Below are 17,751 nucleotides of genomic sequence, written 5' to 3' on the forward strand. Positions count from 1 at the left end.
AAGGGAGAGAGCAATGCCAACGAGCAAGTCAGAACGACCCTTCGATATCATCGTCTATGGCGCGACCGGCTACACCGGGCGACTTGTGGCGGAGTATCTGGCGCATCATTACGGCAAAGACGGCCCGCGCTGGGCGATGGCCGGGCGCAGTGCGGACAAGCTCGCCGAAGTGCGTGATCTGATCGGCGCGCCGGCGGATACGCCGCTGGTGGTGGCCGATTCGAGCGATCCCGCCAGCCTCGCCGCGATGGCGGAGCAGACCCGCGTCGTGGTGACGACAGTCGGACCGTACCAGCTTTATGGCGAGCCGGTGCTGCGCGCCTGTGTCGCGGCGGGGACGGACTATGCCGACCTTTGCGGTGAGCCGGTGTGGATGCGCCAGATGGTCGATGCGCTGCATGAGCAGGCGAAGGAAACCGGCGCGCGCGTGGCGTTCTCCTCGGGCTTCGATTCGATCCCGTTCGATCTTGGCGTCTACATGCTGCAGCAGGAAGCCAAGGCGCGCTTCGGCGCTCCGGCCCCGCGCGTGAAGTGCCGCGTGCGGGCGATGGTGGGCGGCTTTTCGGGCGGCACGGCCGCCAGCCTTGGCGCGACGCTCAAGGCGCTGGGTGCCAACCCCTCGCTGATCCCGATCATGACGAGCCCGTTCGGTCTGACACCGGGCTTCGAGGGGCCGGAGCAGCCGGCGGGCGACAAGCCATTCCTCGACGAGGCGACCGGCAGCTGGGCGGCGCCCTTCATCATGGCGGTGATCAACACGAAGAACGTCCACCGCACCAACCTGCTGCGCGGACACCCTTATGGCGCGGACTTCGTCTATGACGAGATGGTGCTGACCGGGCCGGGCGAGCAGGGCCAGGCGATTGCCGAACACATGGCGAAGACGCCGATGATCGGCGGGCCGAACGATCCCAAGCCGGGCGAAGGCCCGACCGCGGAAGAGCGGCTCAACGGCCACTATGATGTGCTGTTCATCGGCGAGATGCCCGATGGTCGCGAGGTCCGCTATGGCGTCAAGGGCCGGTACGATCCGGGCTATGGCTCGACCAGCCGCATGCTGGCGGAAACAGGGATCGCGCTGCTTTCCTGCGAGGCGCAAGGCGCGATCGCCACGCCGGGCGCTCTGCTGGGCGAATCGCTGGTCGAGCGCCTGCGCGCCCATGCCGAGATCAGCTTCGCGCCCGAATGAGGCTTGGCGAGCCGCCTGCCGCGCCAGAGGGGGGTGCTCGGCAGGCGGCCCGTACCGCTGACGGGGGGCCTTGTTCAGGCGGCTTCGGCGTAAGCCTCGGCTTCAGCGGCAATCAGGATATCGGCGAGCATCCAGTAGGCCTCGCCCCAGGCGGCAAGAACGTCGTCTGTCGCCACCTCTGCACCGACGACATCGCGAATCGCCGGCAAGAGCGCCTCGGCGACATAGGGGTAGTGCTCGGCCTTCACGCCGGTTTCGACATGGCGACGGACCATCTTCGTCACCGCAGCGCCCAGGTTCTCGAGATGATCGATGTTCTTTGCATAGGCGAGGATGGCGCCCGCGAGGCGGCGCGGCTGCTCGCCGCTTTCCTGCGCGGCAGCATCGAACATGCCTTTCACGGCTTCGTTCACGAACAAGCGCTTGTACATCGCGGTGGTGATGTCGACCCCGTGCTTCTCGATCACCGGAGCGGTGGCCTTGACCAGGGTGCGGGCATGTTCGGAAGCGGTGCGCATGGGGTCTCTCCAATCAGGTATTGAAAATACCGGTATTTTATCTGCTTGATTTAAGCAAGCGAGAAAAGGAGTCTGTGCACCACCATGCAGCTTACCCAGCACACCGACTTTGGCCTGCGCCTGCTGATCGTCCTCGCTCGCGAGGAGGGTTCGCTGAGCTTGCCCGCGTTTTCGGCGCAACAGGGGCTGAGCTACCACCATGTGGCAAAGGTGGCGCAGGCGCTGGTCGCCGCGGGCTTCGCGGTGTCGCATCGCGGGCGCAGCGGGGGCATCGCCTTGGCGCGACCCGCGGAGCACATCGCGGTCGGCGAAGTGGTCCGCACCCTCGAAAAGGGTATGCGCCTGGCGGACTGCGCGACTTGCGCGCTGCGGGCCGATTGCGCGCTCAGCGGCGTGCTGGCGGAAGCGCTGGAGGCCTTCCTCGGCGTGCTCGACCGCTATACGCTTGCCGATGTCTCACGGCAGGGCGTCGCAGCGTTCGCGCCTTGGGCTGCCTTGCCCCCCGCAGCGACTTGCGCCGTCAGCGAGTCTTCCTGAGCGCTGCCACGCAAGCCGCGCGATCGACGTCACGCCCGTCGCCGCGCCGTGCATCGACAAAAGTCGCGATCGGACGGCCACCCGCATCTGGCGGATAAAGATAGGCATCGAGCACGCAGGGAACGCCGCTCCACTGCAGCTTGCGCGCATCGCCTTCGCGCACATCGAGCCGGGGCGCGCCGAACTGGCGGGTCAGCGCTTCGGCATCGGCACCGATCACGCCTTCGAGGCCGGGCAGGACCTGGATATGAGGACGGGGGCGCTGCGTCTGGATTGCGGCGGGCGGCGCCGGACGGAGAAGTTTCGGCGCAGGAGGTGGCGGCAAGGGGCGCACCGCTTCGGTGCTGCCGCCACACCCGGAAATGGCCAGCAGCGCCGGAAGAACCAACAGATGACGTGCGTTCATGGCGGCGGTGAATCGCCGCTGGACCGCGCGCTGTCAACGCATCGCAAAACGGTGCAGCCTGTCGTTGCGCCGCGTCGCCCTGCCCGCTACGGCCCGCGCGATCGCCGTGAACGGAGTTTTGAATGAGCCTTGCCCCTGCCCGCTTCGATGTGATCGCCATCGGCAACGCGATTGTCGACGTCATGGCCCCGGCAACAGAGGACGACATCGCAAGACTGGGCCTGGCCAAGGGCGGCATGACCTTGATCGATACGGCCCGCGCGCATGAACTTTATGAAGCGATGGGGCCTGCGCGCGAGATTTCGGGCGGATCGGCGGCGAACACGCTGGCGGGCCTTGCCGCGCTTGGCGCCAAGTGCGCCTTCATCGGTCAGGTCGCGGACGATCAGCTCGGCGAAGTCTTCGCGCATGACATCCGTGCGGGTGGGATCGACTTCGCTACTCCGGCGCGCGGCGAAGATCCGGCCACGGCGCGCTGCCTGATCTTCGTGACGCCCGATGGCCAGCGCACGATGAACACCTACCTCGGCGCATCGCAGTTCCTGCCGGCCGCGGCGCTCGATGAAAGCGTGATTGCCGAATCGTCAGTGCTCTACCTCGAAGGCTATCTGTGGGATCCGGAAGAGCCCCGGCAAGCCATGCGCCGTGCCATCGCGGCAGCGCGCGAGGCCGGTCGGCAGGTGGCGTTCACCTTGTCCGACGGCTTCGTGATCGCGCGCCACGGCGATGATTTCCGCGCGCTCATCGCGGCGGGCGAGATCGACATCCTCTTCGCCAACGAGCACGAACTGGCCGCGCTGACCGGCGAGGACGATTTCCACGCGGGGATTGCGCAGCTGGCACCCAAGGTGCCGGTGCTCGTCGTGACCCGCAGCGAGCAGGGTGCGCATGCCGTTGCCCACGGCGAGCACGTTTCAGTTCCCGCCGAGCCTGTGGCGAAGGTGGTCGATACGACCGGCGCAGGCGATCTCTTCGCCGCCGGGTTCCTGTTCGGTCACGTGCGCGGCAAGAGCCTCGCCGAATGCCTGAAGCTCGGCGCGATCTGCGCGGCCGAAGTCATCTCGCACTACGGCGCGCGGCCCGAAGCCGATCTCTCCGCCTTGGTGGCAGAGCGCCTCTAATCGGACTGGCGCGCCAGTTCGCGCCAGCCGATATCGCGGCGCCAGAAGCCGTCGTCGAAGCGGATGTCCGCGACGGCGGTATAAGCGCGCTCGCGGGCTTCCCTGAGGGTCTGGCCGGTGGCGGTGACATTGAGCACCCGGCCACCTTTGGCAACCAGAGCGCCCTCGCCCGACAAGGCCGTGCCCGCATGGAACACCTTGGCGCCTTGCGCTTCGGCGGCGGCAAGATTCTCGATCAGGCCGCCGCTGGCCGGTGTGCCCGGATAGCCCTTGGCCGCCATGACCACCGTGATCGCGCTCTCGCTGCTCAGTGACGGGGCGGCAGCTCCGGCCAGTTCACCGCGCGCGCAGGCATCCAGCAGATCGACGAGATCGCTTTCCAGCCGCATCATCAGCACCTGGCACTCGGGATCGCCTAAGCGGCAATTGTACTCGATCAGCTTGGGACCCTCCTGCATGAGCATCAGTCCAGCGAACAGTACGCCCGAATAGGGCATCCTGGCCTCGGCCATGGCCTTCACGGTCGGCGCGATGATCTCGGCCATCGCACGGGCTTCGAGCTCCGGCGTGAGCACCGGCGCCGGGCTGTAGGCGCCCATGCCGCCGGTGTTCGGGCCGGTATCACCCTCCCCCACCCGCTTGTGGTCCTGCGCCGAACCGAACGCCACGATGGTGCTGCCGTCGGTGATCGCGAAGAGGCTGACTTCCTCGCCTTCGAGGAATTCCTCGATCACCACTTCCGCGCCCGCGCCGCCAAACGCCCCGCCGAACATGTCGTCGACCGTGGCGGCGGCTTCCTCGGCAGTCTGGGGGATGACCACGCCCTTGCCCGCTGCAAGGCCATCCGCCTTGATCACCACCGGGAGCGAGAAATCGGCCAGTGCAGCGTGGGCTTCGGCAGCGCTCTTTGCGCGGACATAACCCGCCGTCGGGATGCCTGCGCGCGCGCACATGTCCTTGGTAAAACCCTTGGAGCCTTCCAGCTGCGCCGCGACCTTGCCCGGCCCGAACACGGCGATCCCGGCGGCGCGCAGCGAATCGCCAAGGCCATCGACAAGCGGCGCTTCGGGGCCGACCACCACGAGACCGATGTCCTGCGCCTTGCAGAACACTTCCACCGCGGCGTGATCGGTCAGGACGAGCGACACGCAGTCGCCCTGTCCGTGCGCCGCAATCACTTCGGCAATGCCGGGGTTGCCCGGCGAAGCCCACAGCGCGGTGCAACGCGGCGATTGCGCCAGCTTCCACGCCAGCGCATGTTCGCGCCCGCCAGCGCCGATGAGCAGGATGTTCATGCCAGAAATGCCGCCTTATCGTGATCAAGAGAATGCCGGGCTGTTAGCGGCCCAGACCGCAGGCGACAACGCCCCGGCGCTGTCGATCAGCGAGATTTCCCAGCTGCTCAAGCGCACTGTGGAAGACCGCTTCGGCTTCGTGCGCGTGCGCGGCGAGCTTTCCGGCGTGAAGCGCGCGGCTTCCGGGCATCTCTATCTCAGCCTGAAGGACGAGAATGCGCGGCTCGATGGCGTGATGTGGCGCGGCGGGGCACAGCGGCTGGGCTTCTTGCCCGAAGACGGCGTCGAAGTCATCGCGACCGGCAAGCTGACGACCTACCCCGGGCGCTCCAACTACCAGATCGTCATCGAGCGGATGGAGATCGCCGGCGAAGGTGCGCTGCTGGCGTTGCTCGCCAAGACAAAGGCGCGGCTGGAGGCGGAAGGCCTTTTTGCACCGTCGCGCAAGCGCCCCCTGCCCTATCTGCCGCGCGTGATCGGCGTCGTGACGTCGCCCACCGGCGCGGTGATTCGCGATATCCTCCACCGCCTGCGCGATCGCTTCCCGACCCATGTCGTAGTCTGGCCGGTGCTCGTGCAGGGCCCCGGCGCAGCTGCGCAGATTGCGGCAGCGGTCAGGGGTTTCTCTGCGCTGGAGCCGGGTGGGCCTGTGCCTCGGCCCGACCTGTTGATCGTCGCGCGCGGGGGCGGCTCGATCGAGGACTTGTGGTGCTTCAACGATGAGGATGTCGTGCGCGCGATCGCCGCCTCGACGATCCCGACGATCAGCGCGGTGGGACACGAGACCGATACGACGCTGGCCGACTTCGCCGCCGATGTGCGCGCGCCGACGCCCACAGCCGCCGCCGAGATGGCGGTGCCGGTGCGCGGCGAGCTCATGGCGGGCCTTGCCGATCTGCAGGCACGCAAGCAGCGCGCGACGGTGCGGCTGCTCAGCCTATCCCGCGAGCGGCTTGAGCAGCGCGCGCGGCGCCTGCCTGCGCCGCAAGCCTTGCTCGAAGGGCAGGCGCAGCGGCTCGATGAACTCGGCGACCGGCTGCGCCGCGCGCTGGTCCACCGGACGGGCCTTGCCGCAACCCTGCTGGCGCAGCGCTCGGCGGGCCTGCGCCCCGCCGCGCTGACTTCAAGGCTGCAACAGGCGCGTGAAAGGCTGGCGGCGCAGCGATTGCGCCCGGCGGTGGTGCTCCAGCGGATCGAGGCGGCGCGGACGCAAGTTGGCGCGCTTGACCGGCTGCGCCGCTCGCTCGATCCCGAAGCCCCGCTGGCGCGCGGCTATGTGCTGGTCAAGGCAGTGGATGGTTCCTTGGTCCGTTCGCGCGATGCGGCAGCGGCAGAGGCCCTGCTGCAGCTCAAGTTCGCCGATGGCGTGCTCGAGGTTGCCCCCGGCACTGCACTAGCCCAAAGCCGTCCTGCGCCGAAGCCGCGCTCGCCTGCGCCGGGTGATGCGCAGCCGAAATTGCTTTGAGCGCCAGGAACGACTAGATTGCCCCCATGCTGATGAACTCCGCCAATCGCCTTGCGCGCCTGCACTACCTGCCCAGCCACTTCCGCCAGCTCAGTGCGGGCGATCATGTGATCTGCGCGGTCAGCGGCGCGCGGATCGGACTCGACATGCTGCGCTACTGGAGCGTCGAGAAGCAGGAAGCCTACGCCAGCGCTGAAATCGCGACGCGCCGCCTGCTCGGCGGGGAATGACCGGGGGCGGCATGTCGCCGCTTGGCGCTGCCTTGCGCGGTGCGTTTTGTGCCATTGCCGTCCTTGCATGCTGCGGCGCAAGTCAGGGACCGGCGCTGCCACCCTCGCCAGCACCGGTTGCTGCGCAAACGCTGAAGGCTGCGGCCCCGCCCGAGCAGGTCACGACCGCCATCGGAGGGCTCCAGTATCGCGGCAAGTTGACCCAAGGCGGCTGGCTTCGCGGCACAGCGCCGGCAGGCACGCGGAGCGTCACGCTGGGTGGAACCGCCCTTCCGCTGGCATCCGACGGCACATTCTTCGCCGCATTCGATCGCGACGCACCGGCCAGTCTTGCCCTCGCCGTGGTGGCCGCCGACGGATTTTCACTTTCCACCGAGCTGGCGATCGCGCCGCGCGGGTGGCGGATCGAATCGGTGAACGTTGCCCGACGTCCCGGCGCCATGCCCGACGCGGAATACAAGGTGCGCCGCGCGGCGGAGCTTGCCCGGATCGGCGCTGCGCGCGCAAAGGACAGTGGTGCGACCGGCTGGCGGCAGATGATGGCCTGGCCGGCTGCGGGGCGCATCTCCGGCGAATTCGGCGCGCAGCGGATCTACCGCGGCGAACCCGGCGCCTATCATGCAGGTATCGACATTGCGGCCGGGCAAGGCGCCGCGATCCTCGCACCCGCCGATGGCACAGTGACGCTCGCCGCGAGCGACGCGCCGTTCACACTGGAGGGTCACTTGTTGATTCTCGACCATGGCATGGGACTCTTTTCGGCGTTTCTCCATTGCGCCGATCTGGTGGTGCACGAGGGTGACACCGTCAGGCAGGGACAGCTGATTGGACACGTCGGCATGTCAGGGCGGGCAACGGGGCCGCACTTGCACTGGGCGCTGACCTGGAAGGGTCGCCGCCTCGATCCGCGTCTGTTTGCCGAGCCATACCGCTGAAACTGCAGTCTCACGCACATTTCTTTCCGGCATGCGCGGACCACGCATTAAAAATTTCACTCGCACCGATCCGGATGTAATTTATCGCCGGGAACAGCTCTGGCCTGCGGTATCTACGCGTTGCCGAGCGCTTACAGTGTGTTGCAGTCACGCCACAGAGCGGCGACGTTTTGCAGATTGGTTGCAGATGAGCCTTCCATGAACAGGGCTAAATCTACCAGTAAGCCTCATCGTTCCTCAAAGATCGAACGCTATCTGTCGGGCCCGGCGCAGACCGGGGGAGAGGCGTAATCGGTCGGGGAACTTCTTCCGGTGGCCTTGGGGACCCTGTCCGGGGTTGGGGCCACCCATCGAAGGGACTGGACACGTGAAGACCAACAACAACGCCGCCTTGAAGGCGGGTGCCGCGCCGTTCGCGCTCGCGCTCGCGCTCGCTACCGCGCCTGCCTTCGCGCAGGAAGCCGCTCCGCAGGCCGATGCCGCGACGGAGACCGTCGAGCCCACCGCGATCGTCGTGACCGGCAGCCTTATCCGCAACCCGAACCTCATTCAGGCCACTCCGGTCAACGTGACCACGGCCGACCAGATCGCCCTCCGCCAGTCGAACACGGCCGAAGAAGTTCTGCGCCAGGTGCCCGGCATCGTCCCGAACATCGGTTCGGCGGTGAACAACGGCAACGGCGGCTCGTCGTACGTCGACCTCCGCGGCCTCGGCTCGAACCGCAACATCGTGCTGCTCGACGGCCAGCGCATTGTCCCGGCGGACCTTCAGGGCCGCGTCGACCTCAACAACATCCCGCTGGCGCTCGTCAGCCGCGTTGACGCGCTGACCGGCGCGGCCGTGACCACCTATGGTGCGGACGCCATCACCGGCGTCGTGAACTTCGTCACCAAGAAGGACTTCGCGGGCGTTGACATCGCGGTGTCGAACCAGATCACCCAGCAGGGCGACGGCAACTACTTCCGTGCCGACGTGACCACCGGTGTCAATTTCGACGACGGCCGCGGCAACGCGGTGCTGAGCATCGGCTACCAGAATTCGAACCCCGTCTATCAGGGCGCGCGCGATTTCTCGAACGTCCAGATCGACAGCTTCTCGGGTACCGCAGGCGGTTCGGGCACCACGGCTCCGGCGCGTTTCTCGATCAATGGCGCCAACCGCCAGATCAACCCGACGACCGGTCTGCTGCAGCGCGGGTTCAATCCCTTCAACTTCAACCCGTACAACATCTTCCAGACGCCGTTCCAGCGCTTCAACATCTTCGCTCAGGCAAACTACCAGCTCTCGGACGCGGTTGAAGTCTACACCCGCGGCCTGTTTTCGAAGAACACCGTCAGGACGATCATCGCACCTTCGGGCGTGTTCGCCGAGAGCCTGACGATCCCCTACAGCAACCCGTACCTGCCCGCCGGCGCCGCTGGCCAGTTCTGCGAAGCCAACGGCCTGACCGATGCGCAGTGCGTCGCTGCTCGCGCCGCGACCGACCCGACGGATCCGAACTACCGCACCTTCAACACCGTCGTACGCCGCCGCTTTGTCGAAACCGGCACCCGCAACTCGCAGTTCACCACCAACATCTTCGACTACTCGCTCGGCTTCCGCGGCGCGCTGACGAAGACGATCAACTGGGACGTTCGCGGCAGCTACGGCGAAAGCGATCGTCTGCAGACGATCACCGGCTATGTGCTCAAGTCGCGCGTGCAGGATGCCTTGCTCGCAACCAACCCGAACTCGTGCCTCAGCGGCAACGACGGCTGCGTGCCCATCAACCTGTTTGGTCCGGCGGGCTCGATCACGCCGCAGCAGGCTGCCTACACGCTCTCGCCTTCGACCACGGCGAACAACACTTCGCTGCTGCAGGTCCGCGGCCTTCTTTCGGGTGATTTCGGCTGGACCGTGCCTTCGGCGAGCGAGCCGATCGGCTTCGCGCTCGGTGCCGAGTACCGCAAGTATCGCGCGGTGCAGGTCTCCGACACCCTGTCGAAGACCCCCGGCGAACTCGGCGGTGCGGGCGGTGCAGCCCCCGACATCGATGGTCGCTACAGCGTGTGGGAAGGTTACGGCGAACTCGTCGTTCCGCTGCTGGCCGACAAGCCCTTCTTCAAGAGCCTCACCGCCGAAGGCGGTGCGCGCTACTCGAGCTACAAGGTGTCGGGTGCAGCCCAGCAGAACAAGGCGTGGACTTACAAGTTCGGCGGCAGCTGGGAACCGGCCGATCAGCTCAAGATCCGTGCGAACTACTCGCGCGCTGTTCGTGCGCCGAACATCGCCGAACTGTTCACGCCGAACACCGTCGGGCTCACCAACCTGGCGACCGACCCCTGCGCCGGCGCGGCTCCGCTGACCAATGCCAACCTCCGGTCGATCTGTCTTGCGCAGGGTGCTCCGGCCAACTCGATCGGCCAGATCCTCAACCCGACCGCGGCACAGGCCAACATCACCTCGGGCGGCAACATCAACCTGAAGCCGGAAAAGGCGACCACCTATACGGTCGGCGCTGTTGTCCAGAATCTGCCGTTCCTGCCGGGCTTCTCGGCTTCGGTGGACTACTACAACATCAAGGTCACCGATCAGATCGGTACGCCTCTGCCGGGCGACCTGATCGACGCCTGCTTTGCCAACGTGACCGCAGCCAGCGCGACCGATCCGGCTTGCACCGTGATCCGCCGCGATCCGGCGACCGGCGGCCTCGACGGCAGCCCGGCGACGACCCGCGGTCTCTTCGGCGGTCTCACCAACCAGGGCCGCCTGACCACCTCGGGTATCGACGTGATCATCAACTACACCCGCCCGATCGGTTCGGTGAAGTGGGCGCTCTCTGCTGTCGGCAACGTGACCTTCTCGCAGAAGTTCCAGGCGACCCCGACCAGCCTCAACCGCGAGTGCGTCGGTCGTTACTCGGTCAACTGCTCGTTCACCGGTTCGATCCAGCCGCGTCACAGCTGGTCGGTCCAGAACACCTTCAGCTTCAAGGGCGGCATGGACCTCTCGCTGCTGTGGCGTCACCAGGCCAGCGCGCGGTCCGAGGATGGCGATGCCTTCGTTGGCACCATCCCGGCCGATAGCGGTGCGCTCAGCGGCAAGACCGTGAACTTCAACAAGATCGCCGCGTTCGATTACCTCGACGCCACGGTCCGTTTCAACGTCGAGCAGTTCACGTTCACCTTCACCGTGCAGAACCTGATCGACACGAAGCCGCCGATCGTCGGCAACACGATCGGTTCGACCTCGTACAACAGCGGCAACACCTACCCGTCGTCGTACGACGCGCTGGGTCGCCGCTTCGCGGTCGGCGCTCGCGTCAAGTTCTGATCCTACCGGACCAGACGCCAAACAGGGGGCGGGCAGCAATGCCCGCCCCTTTTTTGTGTGCCGGCCCCGCAGGAGTTGACCTTGCGCCGGGTGCGGTCGATGGCAGCACGATGTCGCAGGATCTGGAAACCGCCGCGCGCGCTGCCGCGGCTGCGCTGAACGCCGGTCGCGGAACCGCAGCCGACTGCAACACGCTGGGGTGGTACCGCGCGCTGTCGGGCGATGCGGCCGGAGCTGCCGCGCTGTTCGAGCGAGCCCTCCGGATGAACCCGCGCGAGGTCGAGGCGATGCTGGGTCTGGCCGGTTTGCACCGTTCTGCCGGGCGCCTGCGTGATGCGGCGCTCCAATGCGACGCGGCCCTTGCCGTGGCTCCGGACCACGCCGAAGTCTGGCTGGAGCGCGCCTATGTCATGGCGGCGGGCGGCGTGATGGACGAGGCGAAGCGCTGTTACCGAGCGGTCCTCGCCTGCTCGTCGCCGCCCGCCATGACCCGCGCGGCGGCAGACGCGGGATTGGCCGCCATTGCCGCCCGCGATGGCGAGGCCGAGGCCGGACGACATCATGCGCGCGCGGCTCTGGCCGGCGATCCGGGCAATACGGCAGCACTTGCCGCGCTCGCGACCATAGAACTCGAAGCGGGTGAGCCGCAGACTGCGCGCGATCTTGTCGAGCCCGCGCTGGCGCGCATGGAAGCGCCTTCACCCGAACGGATGGAACTGCTCCACGCGCTCGGCGATGCCTGCAACCGCTTGCGCGATCCGGCGGCAGCCCATGCCGCCTACGCCCGCGCCAAGCAGGATTTCGCGGCGATCCATGCCGCGACATTTGCCGGCCGCCCGCCGCACCGGGCGTTCATCGGCGGCATCGCCGATGCCTTGGCCGCGGCCGATGTGTCCGCTTGGCCGGGCATCGCGCCGCCCGCTTCGCCGCCGCATATCTTCGTGCTCGGCTATCCGCGCAGCGGCAATACGCTGCTCGAGAACGTTCTGGCCTCGCTCCCCGGCACCGCCGCGATCGAGGAGATGCCCACATTGCGCGAGGCGGACCTCGCCTTCCTCGCAGAGCCCGCTGGCCTCGCCCGGTTTGCGCAGCTCGACGACGCCGCGCTTGCGACCTACCGAACTGCCTATTGGCAGCGTTCGGGTCAGGCGCTGGGCCGCGATCCCGCAGGCCTTGCGCTGGTTGACATGGATCCGCTCAAGTCCATCCGCCTGCCGCTGATCGCGCGGCTCTTCCCAACGGCCCGCATCCTGCTCGTCCGCCGCGATCCGCGCGATGTGGTGTGGAGCTGCTTCCGGACCAGCTTCGCGCTCAGCAACGCGGCGATGGACTTCACCACGCTGGAAGGGGCCGCGCGGCACTATGACGCCTTGATGCGGCTGACCGAACTTGCGCTGGCCAAGCTGCCGATGGCGGTTCTCGAAGTGCCCTATCACCGCATGGTGCAGGATTTCGACGCCATGACCCGCGAGGTCTGCGCCTTTGCCGGGCTTGCATGGAGCGAGGATCTCCGCCGCTTCGATCGCACCGCGCGCGAGCGCGGCGTCTCGACCGCCAGCGCGCGGCAGGTGCGGCGCGGTCTGTTCGATGGCACGCGGCAGTGGGAACCCTATGCTGCGTATCTCGAGCCGGTCATGCCGATCCTCGCGCCGTGGATCGAGAAGCTGGGTTACGCGTCCTGAAGCAGCGGGTTGGGGGCATCCATCGCAACACCCGCCTGTTCCGCCACCTTTGCCGCCCAGCCAAGCACCAGATCGATCTCGTCCGCATGTGCGCGGCGGGCCAGGGCATATTCATCGCGCCGCTGATCAGGCGTGAACGCCGCGCCTGATTTGGAATGCCGGGTAAACGCAGGCCCCGCGGCAATCCGTTCGACCACATCAGGCGCCATCATCAGACCATAATGCGCCGCCGCCGCCGCAATCACCCGCGCCGGTTCGCCGGTCAGCTGCTCCGATGTCACGCTCTGCAGCCGCGCCGGCCCGACCTTTCCAGCAAGACCCGCGAACAGGCGGTGCTGCGCGAGCCATCCTGTCGCGGCCACCTGCAAGTCGCTCTGGCGAAAAGCGTCTTCTGGGGTGATGCCCAGCGGCGCCACGATGCCGGCCCTGAGGTAGCCCTCCAGCAGTTCGCGCACCCACAGGCGGCAGGGGAGCCCCTTGCGCACCACCGACACGAGAAAAGTCTCCAACGGGGCGTGGAGGAACAGCGCGCGCGCCTCCGGCGCGAGTGCCAGCAGCAGCTCGGCAAAGGGATTGAGCAAGTTGGAGGGTTTGACCACCACGCCCTCCCCTGCCGCAAAGGGCCGCGCCAGCAGCCGCAGCGCAAGGTCCGCGCTGCGGGCCACGGCAGCGGGCGCCGCGCCACGATTGCGCATGCCGACCACGTCGTTGAGGATGACCGGTTCGGACAGGCCCATCGCCACACCGGGCTCCGCCAGCGCGCGGGTCAGCAGGGTCGAGCCACAGAACGCGGAGTGGAACAGCAGGCCGAGCCGCGGCTTGGCAGCAAACCGCGCGAGAAGCTGTGTGGCCGGGACATCGACTTGCGGCGGCATCGCGCCAAACTGCGCCACAAAGCCATCATCGACCAGAAAAGCCATGGCCGCATGCGCATCGCGCGGGACATGGGCGAAACGCACTGCGTCCGTACCTTCGACGAGGCGGTGCGCCAGCCATGCGGCATCGGCGGGATTGAACGGAGCGGAAGCCATGCTCCAAGCCTTAGGGCGCTCTGTTCCCGCCTGCAACGCCGCTTGCCTGCTGGGCGCGGGGCTGTAGACACGTGTCGCAATGACCACGCAAAACATCGATCGGGCCCGAGCCCAGGCAGCCAATGCCCGCGCCATGGCCGCATTGCGCGCCGGGGATGCACCTGCCGCCATCCTCGCCGCGCGCGAGGCGGCGGAGGCGGATCCGGGGGCGCTCTCGCTGTGGATCAATCTCGCGCTGGCCTGCCGATTGGGCGGCGATTCAGCGGGCGAACGCACGGCGCTGGAACGCGCGCTCGATCTCGACCGGCTCGATTTCACCGCCCAGCTGCGCATGGCCCAGCTGCTCCAGCGCGAGGGCGAGGAGACCAAGGCGCTGATCGCGTGGGACGGCGTGCGCCAGCTGGCGCAGCAGTTCCCCGGCCTACCGGATCAGGTCCGTGCCGAACTGGCGGCGGGCGAGGCATTTTGCGCGCGGCTGCGCGCGCGCCTTTCGGAAGCGACTACTGCCGCGCTGTCGCTCGGTGCAGAGGCGCGTGACGAGACCGAACGTCGCAGGATCGATGCTTTTGCCGCGGCAGCGCTCGGCCAGCGCCGCATCTACGTCAACGAGTGCGCGGGGCTGCACTACCCCTTCCTGCCAGCGGACGAGTTCTTCGACCGGCGCCATTTTCCGTGGTTCGCAGCGCTGGAAGCCGAAGCGGGCGCAATCCGTGCCGAGCTTGATGCCTTGCTGGCGGAGCCGGGTGAAGCCATCCGGCCCTATGTGCGGATGGAGCCCGGCAGCCCGGAGAACAAGTGGTCCGCGCTCGATGGTTCGCCGGACTGGTCTGCCTGCTTCCTATGGGAATATGGCGTGCCGAATGCCGCGGTGATGAAGCGCTGCCCGCATACCGCACGCGTGCTGGAAAGCCTGCCGCTGGCCCGGATTCCCGGGCGCGCGCCCAATGCCTTCTTCTCGATTCTGCGGCCGCGCAGCCGTATTCCCGCGCATACCGGTGTCACCAACACCCGCGCCATCGTCCACCTGGCCCTCGATGTGCCGCCGGGCTGCGGCTTCCGCGTCGGAGGCGAAACGCGGGAATGGGTGGAGGGCAAGGCCTTTGCGTTCGACGACACAATCGAGCACGAAGCGTGGAACGACAGCGACGCCCGCCGTGCGGTCCTGATCGTCGATGCGTGGAATCCCCATCTTTCAGAACGCGAGTGCGCCGCCATTACCGCATACTTTGCGGCGAATGATGCAGCGCTGGGTTAGCTGGTTGCCTTGCCTGCCGTCGGCGCGCAGGCTACGCTTGCGTGTCGATGAATCCAGAGGACCACACTGCATGTCTGCCTCTTTCCTGATTTTTCTTGCTGCTGCCGCCGCAGGAAACACAGCGGTTTCCGCCTCGGCACTCCCTGTGCTTGAAAAGGATCCGACCGCGATGTCGCAATCGGAAATCCGCGCTTTCAACAAGGGCCGCTCGGTGAACGATCCGGACTTCATCAAGTGTCGCAAGTCCGAGGAAACCGGCTCGCTCGTGCGCAGGACCTTTACCTGCCACACGATCTCGCAGTGGGCCGCAATGGAGCGCCAGGGCAACCAGAACGCGCGCGATGCCTATGAGGCGATGAGCAGCAAGTCGATCAATCAGTCGAACTGAGCAAGCACAAGCGCTATTGCGACAGGCGCACGACGCGCACATAGGCGCCCTTGTCGATCGATGCGAGGTAGCTGCCGAGCGTACCGCGCTTGATGCGGATGGCCACGCCGGGTCGTGCGAAGGTGGCACCGCCATCGGTCTGCTTCCAGCGTGCGCCATCGGCCAGCGTGAAGATACCGAGTCCGTCCGCGGTCGAGTGCACCGCCGTGATGGTGCTCTCGATTTCCTTGACCTCGTCCCCGTCCGTCTCGGTGCCGCCGAACAGCTTGAGCTTGGGCAGGCTGAACCCGAACAAGCCCTTCTTGGTCTCACGGATCGTGGCCCGATCGGCGACGACGATGTCTTCCTTGTCACGGGCCGAGGCAAGCGCCGCCACGCTCCTGTCGTAGCAGGCCAGACGTTCGCTGTCGGACGTCAGCGCACGGCAATTGACCACGGCTTCGAACACCGGCGGCAGCTCCTTGGGCAGAGGCGATTTGTCCTTGGCGAGGAGCGGCGCGGCAGCGAGGGCCGCCGCCGCAAGGGCAATACTGCTGGGCAACGGACGACGCATGGAATGTTCTCTCCGCACATGAAATTGGCTTGCCGTCTTCTTTGCGCGCACTGCAGGGCAGGTCAATCGAACGCTCTGCTTCAAGCGACCCGGTCCTTCATTTAGCGGCGAAGCGCTCTTGTAATCGGCGGGCCCGTAACCATCTGGCCGAAACAAGCGAACGGCACCGCATCGACTGTATGCTCCGGTTCATCTCCGGGCCAGTCATGAGGCGGTAGAGCCGACGCCAAGGCGGCGTGGCGCACCGCGCAGCTAGATTGGAAGAATTTGTGATGACGCTTTTTGGCAAGGATTTGGTTCGTTCGCTGGTGCTGGGCTTCGCGCTCGGTTCGGCGGCGATGGCGTTCACGTTCGGCGTGCCGCCCGCTCAGGCTTCGACCCCTGCCGCGACCGCACAGGTGCAGCGTTGAGCCGCTCGCGGATGGAACTGCGCCTGCTGGCTGGTGCGATTGTCGCCACGCTGGCGGCGGCCTGTCTGCAGCCGGCGCAGGCTGAGGCGGGGGTATCAGCCCCGGCATCGACGGTACAGGCCAGGGAAGCCAAGGGCCTGAAGACGGCGGTTTTCGCGGGCGGTTGCTTCTGGGGCATGGAAGCGGTGTTCAGCCACGTGAAGGGCGTGAGCAGCGTGGTCTCCGGTTTCGAAGGCGGCAGCAGGGACGACGCGCATTACGAAATCGTCAGCAGCGGCACGACCGGCCATGCCGAGGCGGTGCGAATCACCTATGATCCGGCTGTCGTGCGCTATGATCAGCTGCTGCAGGTGTTCTTCTCGGTGGCGAGCGATCCGACCCAGCTCAATCGCCAGTATCCCGATACCGGCACCCAGTACCGCAACGCGATCGTGCCGCAGAACCCGGAGCAGGCGCGGGTGACCACCGCCTATCTCGCGCAGCTGAAGAAGCTCAACCTGTGGAAACGCCCGATCGTGACGGCGGTCGAGCCCAATCGCGGCTTCTACGCGGCAGAGGGCTATCATCAGGACTTCGCGCTGAAGAACCCTGATCACGGCTATATCCGCATGTGGGACGCACCCAAGGTCACGGCGCTGAAGCGTGGATTTCCGGGGCTGTGGAAGCCTGACTTTACGCGGGGATGACCGATCCCGCGCCGGATTTGCGCTTCTGGGCAAGGCGGTTTATTTCTCCGGTCATGGCGGGCCATCATAACCATCACGATTTTGCCGGAGCCTTGCTGGTCGATGCAGCGCGCGATGCGCTGCAGACGGCTGGCGAGCAGTGGACCGAGATGCGCAGCGACGTGTTCGAGGCGCTGGCGGCGCATGAGAAACCGGCATCGGCCTACGACATCGCGGAAAGCGTCGGTGCCCGGCGGGGCAAGCGCGTTGCGGCGAACAGCGTCTACCGCATCCTCGACCTGTTTGTGCGGACCAACCTCGCACGGCGGGTTGAGAGCGCCAATGCCTATGTCGCCAACAGCCATCCCGGCTGCCACCATGACTGCATTTTCCTGATCTGCGATGCCTGCGGTGAGGCGACGCACATCGATGACGATACCTTGACCGGTGCGCTGCGCGATGCGGCACACCGCGCGGGCTTTGCCGCAGTCCGTCCGGTCGTCGAGATCCGCGGGCGATGCGGTGCCTGCGGAACCGAGGCGGACCCGGCCTGAGTGCTGTCCAACGCGCATTTCGGCGCAACTCACGTTCGACAGAGCCGATTCAAGGGTGTAAGACACCTTAATGTCTAATCCGCATACGCCGCTTCTTGATCAGGTTGATACGCCTGACGATCTTCGCAAGCTTGCCCCTTCCCAGCTTCGCCAGCTCGCTGACGAGCTTCGGGCGGAGATGATTGCCTCGGTGGGGCAGACGGG

19 protein-coding genes are annotated in these 17,751 nt (G+C 66.7%); 14 read left to right on the top strand and 5 right to left on the bottom strand.

Annotation, left to right across the window (positions count from 1 at the left end; genetic code table 11):
- The first annotated feature begins 13 nt into the window (after positions 1 to 13).
- Positions 14 to 1,189 carry a saccharopine dehydrogenase family protein gene (locus NDB2M1_RS14110; RefSeq protein ID WP_054122676.1) on the top strand — a complete coding sequence of 392 codons (1,176 nt, stop codon included), beginning with the start codon at positions 14 to 16 and terminating at the stop codon, positions 1,187 to 1,189.
- A gap of 74 nt (positions 1,190 to 1,263) precedes the next feature.
- Here the strand turns inward: NDB2M1_RS14110 and NDB2M1_RS14115 are convergent, their stop codons facing one another.
- Positions 1,264 to 1,707 carry a globin domain-containing protein gene (locus NDB2M1_RS14115; RefSeq protein WP_072383174.1) on the bottom strand — a complete coding sequence of 148 codons (444 nt, stop codon included), beginning with the start codon at positions 1,705 to 1,707 and terminating at the stop codon, positions 1,264 to 1,266.
- Positions 1,708 to 1,791: 84 nt separating this feature from the next.
- On the opposite strand from NDB2M1_RS14115, the gene NDB2M1_RS14120 reads away from it, so the two are divergent.
- Positions 1,792 to 2,244 carry an RrF2 family transcriptional regulator gene (locus NDB2M1_RS14120; RefSeq protein ID WP_054122678.1) on the top strand — a complete coding sequence of 151 codons (453 nt, stop codon included), beginning with the start codon at positions 1,792 to 1,794 and terminating at the stop codon, positions 2,242 to 2,244.
- On the opposite strand, the gene NDB2M1_RS14125 is transcribed toward NDB2M1_RS14120, so the two are convergent.
- A complete protein-coding gene (locus tag NDB2M1_RS14125; RefSeq protein WP_054122679.1) occupies positions 2,228 to 2,650 on the bottom strand; it encodes a hypothetical protein in 423 nt (140 codons plus the stop codon). The two genes, NDB2M1_RS14120 and NDB2M1_RS14125, sit on opposite strands and share 17 nt — an antisense overlap.
- A gap of 122 nt (positions 2,651 to 2,772) precedes the next feature.
- Between NDB2M1_RS14125 and NDB2M1_RS14130 the strand changes: the two genes are divergently transcribed.
- The gene (locus NDB2M1_RS14130; protein WP_072383176.1) at positions 2,773 to 3,771 is read left to right on the top strand and encodes an adenosine kinase; all 999 of its coding nucleotides are present in this window, start codon (positions 2,773 to 2,775) and stop codon (positions 3,769 to 3,771) included.
- Here NDB2M1_RS14130 and purD read toward each other — a convergent pair.
- Positions 3,768 to 5,066, bottom strand: coding sequence for a phosphoribosylamine--glycine ligase (gene purD, locus NDB2M1_RS14135; RefSeq protein ID WP_072383178.1), 1,299 nt, complete (start codon positions 5,064 to 5,066; stop codon positions 3,768 to 3,770). The two genes, NDB2M1_RS14130 and purD, sit on opposite strands and share 4 nt — an antisense overlap.
- On the opposite strand from purD, the gene xseA reads away from it, so the two are divergent.
- From xseA to NDB2M1_RS14160, 5 genes are all read left to right on the top strand, one after another.
- The gene (gene xseA, locus NDB2M1_RS14140) at positions 5,050 to 6,531 is read left to right on the top strand and encodes an exodeoxyribonuclease VII large subunit (RefSeq protein ID WP_253185885.1); all 1,482 of its coding nucleotides are present in this window, start codon (positions 5,050 to 5,052) and stop codon (positions 6,529 to 6,531) included. The genes purD and xseA overlap by 17 nt on opposite strands.
- A 26-nt stretch (positions 6,532 to 6,557) precedes the next feature.
- Positions 6,558 to 6,761 (top strand): DUF2093 domain-containing protein, encoded by a 204-nt coding sequence (locus NDB2M1_RS14145; RefSeq protein WP_054122683.1) that lies wholly within the window; start codon positions 6,558 to 6,560, stop codon positions 6,759 to 6,761.
- Positions 6,762 to 6,772: 11 nt separating this feature from the next.
- On the top strand, positions 6,773 to 7,696 hold the full coding sequence (locus tag NDB2M1_RS14150) for a M23 family metallopeptidase (protein WP_083554862.1): 924 nt from the start codon (positions 6,773 to 6,775) through the stop codon (positions 7,694 to 7,696).
- Between the two features lie 367 nt (positions 7,697 to 8,063).
- Positions 8,064 to 11,009, top strand: a complete 2,946-nt coding sequence (locus NDB2M1_RS14155; RefSeq protein ID WP_072383182.1) for a TonB-dependent receptor domain-containing protein — start codon at positions 8,064 to 8,066, stop codon at positions 11,007 to 11,009.
- Between the two features lie 110 nt (positions 11,010 to 11,119).
- Complete coding sequence (locus NDB2M1_RS14160; protein ID WP_072383184.1) at positions 11,120 to 12,691, top strand: tetratricopeptide repeat-containing sulfotransferase family protein; 1,572 nt, start codon at positions 11,120 to 11,122, stop codon at positions 12,689 to 12,691.
- Here the strand turns inward: NDB2M1_RS14160 and NDB2M1_RS14165 are convergent.
- Entirely contained in the window at positions 12,679 to 13,722 is a 1,044-nt protein-coding gene (locus NDB2M1_RS14165; RefSeq protein ID WP_072383186.1) for a hypothetical protein, read from the bottom strand. The genes NDB2M1_RS14160 and NDB2M1_RS14165 overlap by 13 nt on opposite strands.
- 79 nt (positions 13,723 to 13,801) lie before the next feature.
- Here NDB2M1_RS14165 and NDB2M1_RS14170 point away from each other — a divergent pair, with 79 nt between their 5' ends.
- Positions 13,802 to 14,977 (top strand): aspartyl/asparaginyl beta-hydroxylase domain-containing protein, encoded by a 1,176-nt coding sequence (locus NDB2M1_RS14170; protein WP_072383188.1) that lies wholly within the window; start codon positions 13,802 to 13,804, stop codon positions 14,975 to 14,977.
- Positions 14,978 to 15,047: 70 nt separating this feature from the next.
- Positions 15,048 to 15,365 (top strand): hypothetical protein, encoded by a 318-nt coding sequence (locus NDB2M1_RS14175; RefSeq protein ID WP_072383189.1) that lies wholly within the window; start codon positions 15,048 to 15,050, stop codon positions 15,363 to 15,365.
- Positions 15,366 to 15,378: 13 nt separating this feature from the next.
- Here the strand turns inward: NDB2M1_RS14175 and NDB2M1_RS14180 are convergent, their stop codons facing one another.
- Positions 15,379 to 15,918, bottom strand: coding sequence for a hypothetical protein (locus tag NDB2M1_RS14180; RefSeq protein ID WP_054122689.1), 540 nt, complete (start codon positions 15,916 to 15,918; stop codon positions 15,379 to 15,381).
- 272 nt (positions 15,919 to 16,190) lie between these two features.
- Between NDB2M1_RS14180 and NDB2M1_RS22670 the strand changes: the two genes are divergently transcribed.
- The 4 genes from NDB2M1_RS22670 to NDB2M1_RS22090 form a co-directional block, all read left to right on the top strand.
- Positions 16,191 to 16,328, top strand: coding sequence for a hypothetical protein (locus NDB2M1_RS22670; RefSeq protein ID WP_156309714.1), 138 nt, complete (start codon positions 16,191 to 16,193; stop codon positions 16,326 to 16,328).
- 11 nt (positions 16,329 to 16,339) lie between these two features.
- Complete coding sequence (gene msrA, locus NDB2M1_RS14185; protein WP_054122690.1) at positions 16,340 to 17,014, top strand: peptide-methionine (S)-S-oxide reductase MsrA; 675 nt, start codon at positions 16,340 to 16,342, stop codon at positions 17,012 to 17,014.
- Between the two features lie 53 nt (positions 17,015 to 17,067).
- Positions 17,068 to 17,547, top strand: a complete 480-nt coding sequence (locus NDB2M1_RS14190) for a Fur family transcriptional regulator (RefSeq protein ID WP_054122712.1) — start codon at positions 17,068 to 17,070, stop codon at positions 17,545 to 17,547.
- A gap of 70 nt (positions 17,548 to 17,617) precedes the next feature.
- A partial coding sequence (locus tag NDB2M1_RS22090) for a 1-deoxy-D-xylulose-5-phosphate synthase N-terminal domain-containing protein (RefSeq protein ID WP_143146766.1) occupies positions 17,618 to 17,751 on the top strand: 134 nt, incomplete at its 3' end.

This window comes from Novosphingobium sp. NDB2Meth1 (assembly GCF_900117425.1).
Lineage (GTDB): Bacteria > Pseudomonadota > Alphaproteobacteria > Sphingomonadales > Sphingomonadaceae > Novosphingobium.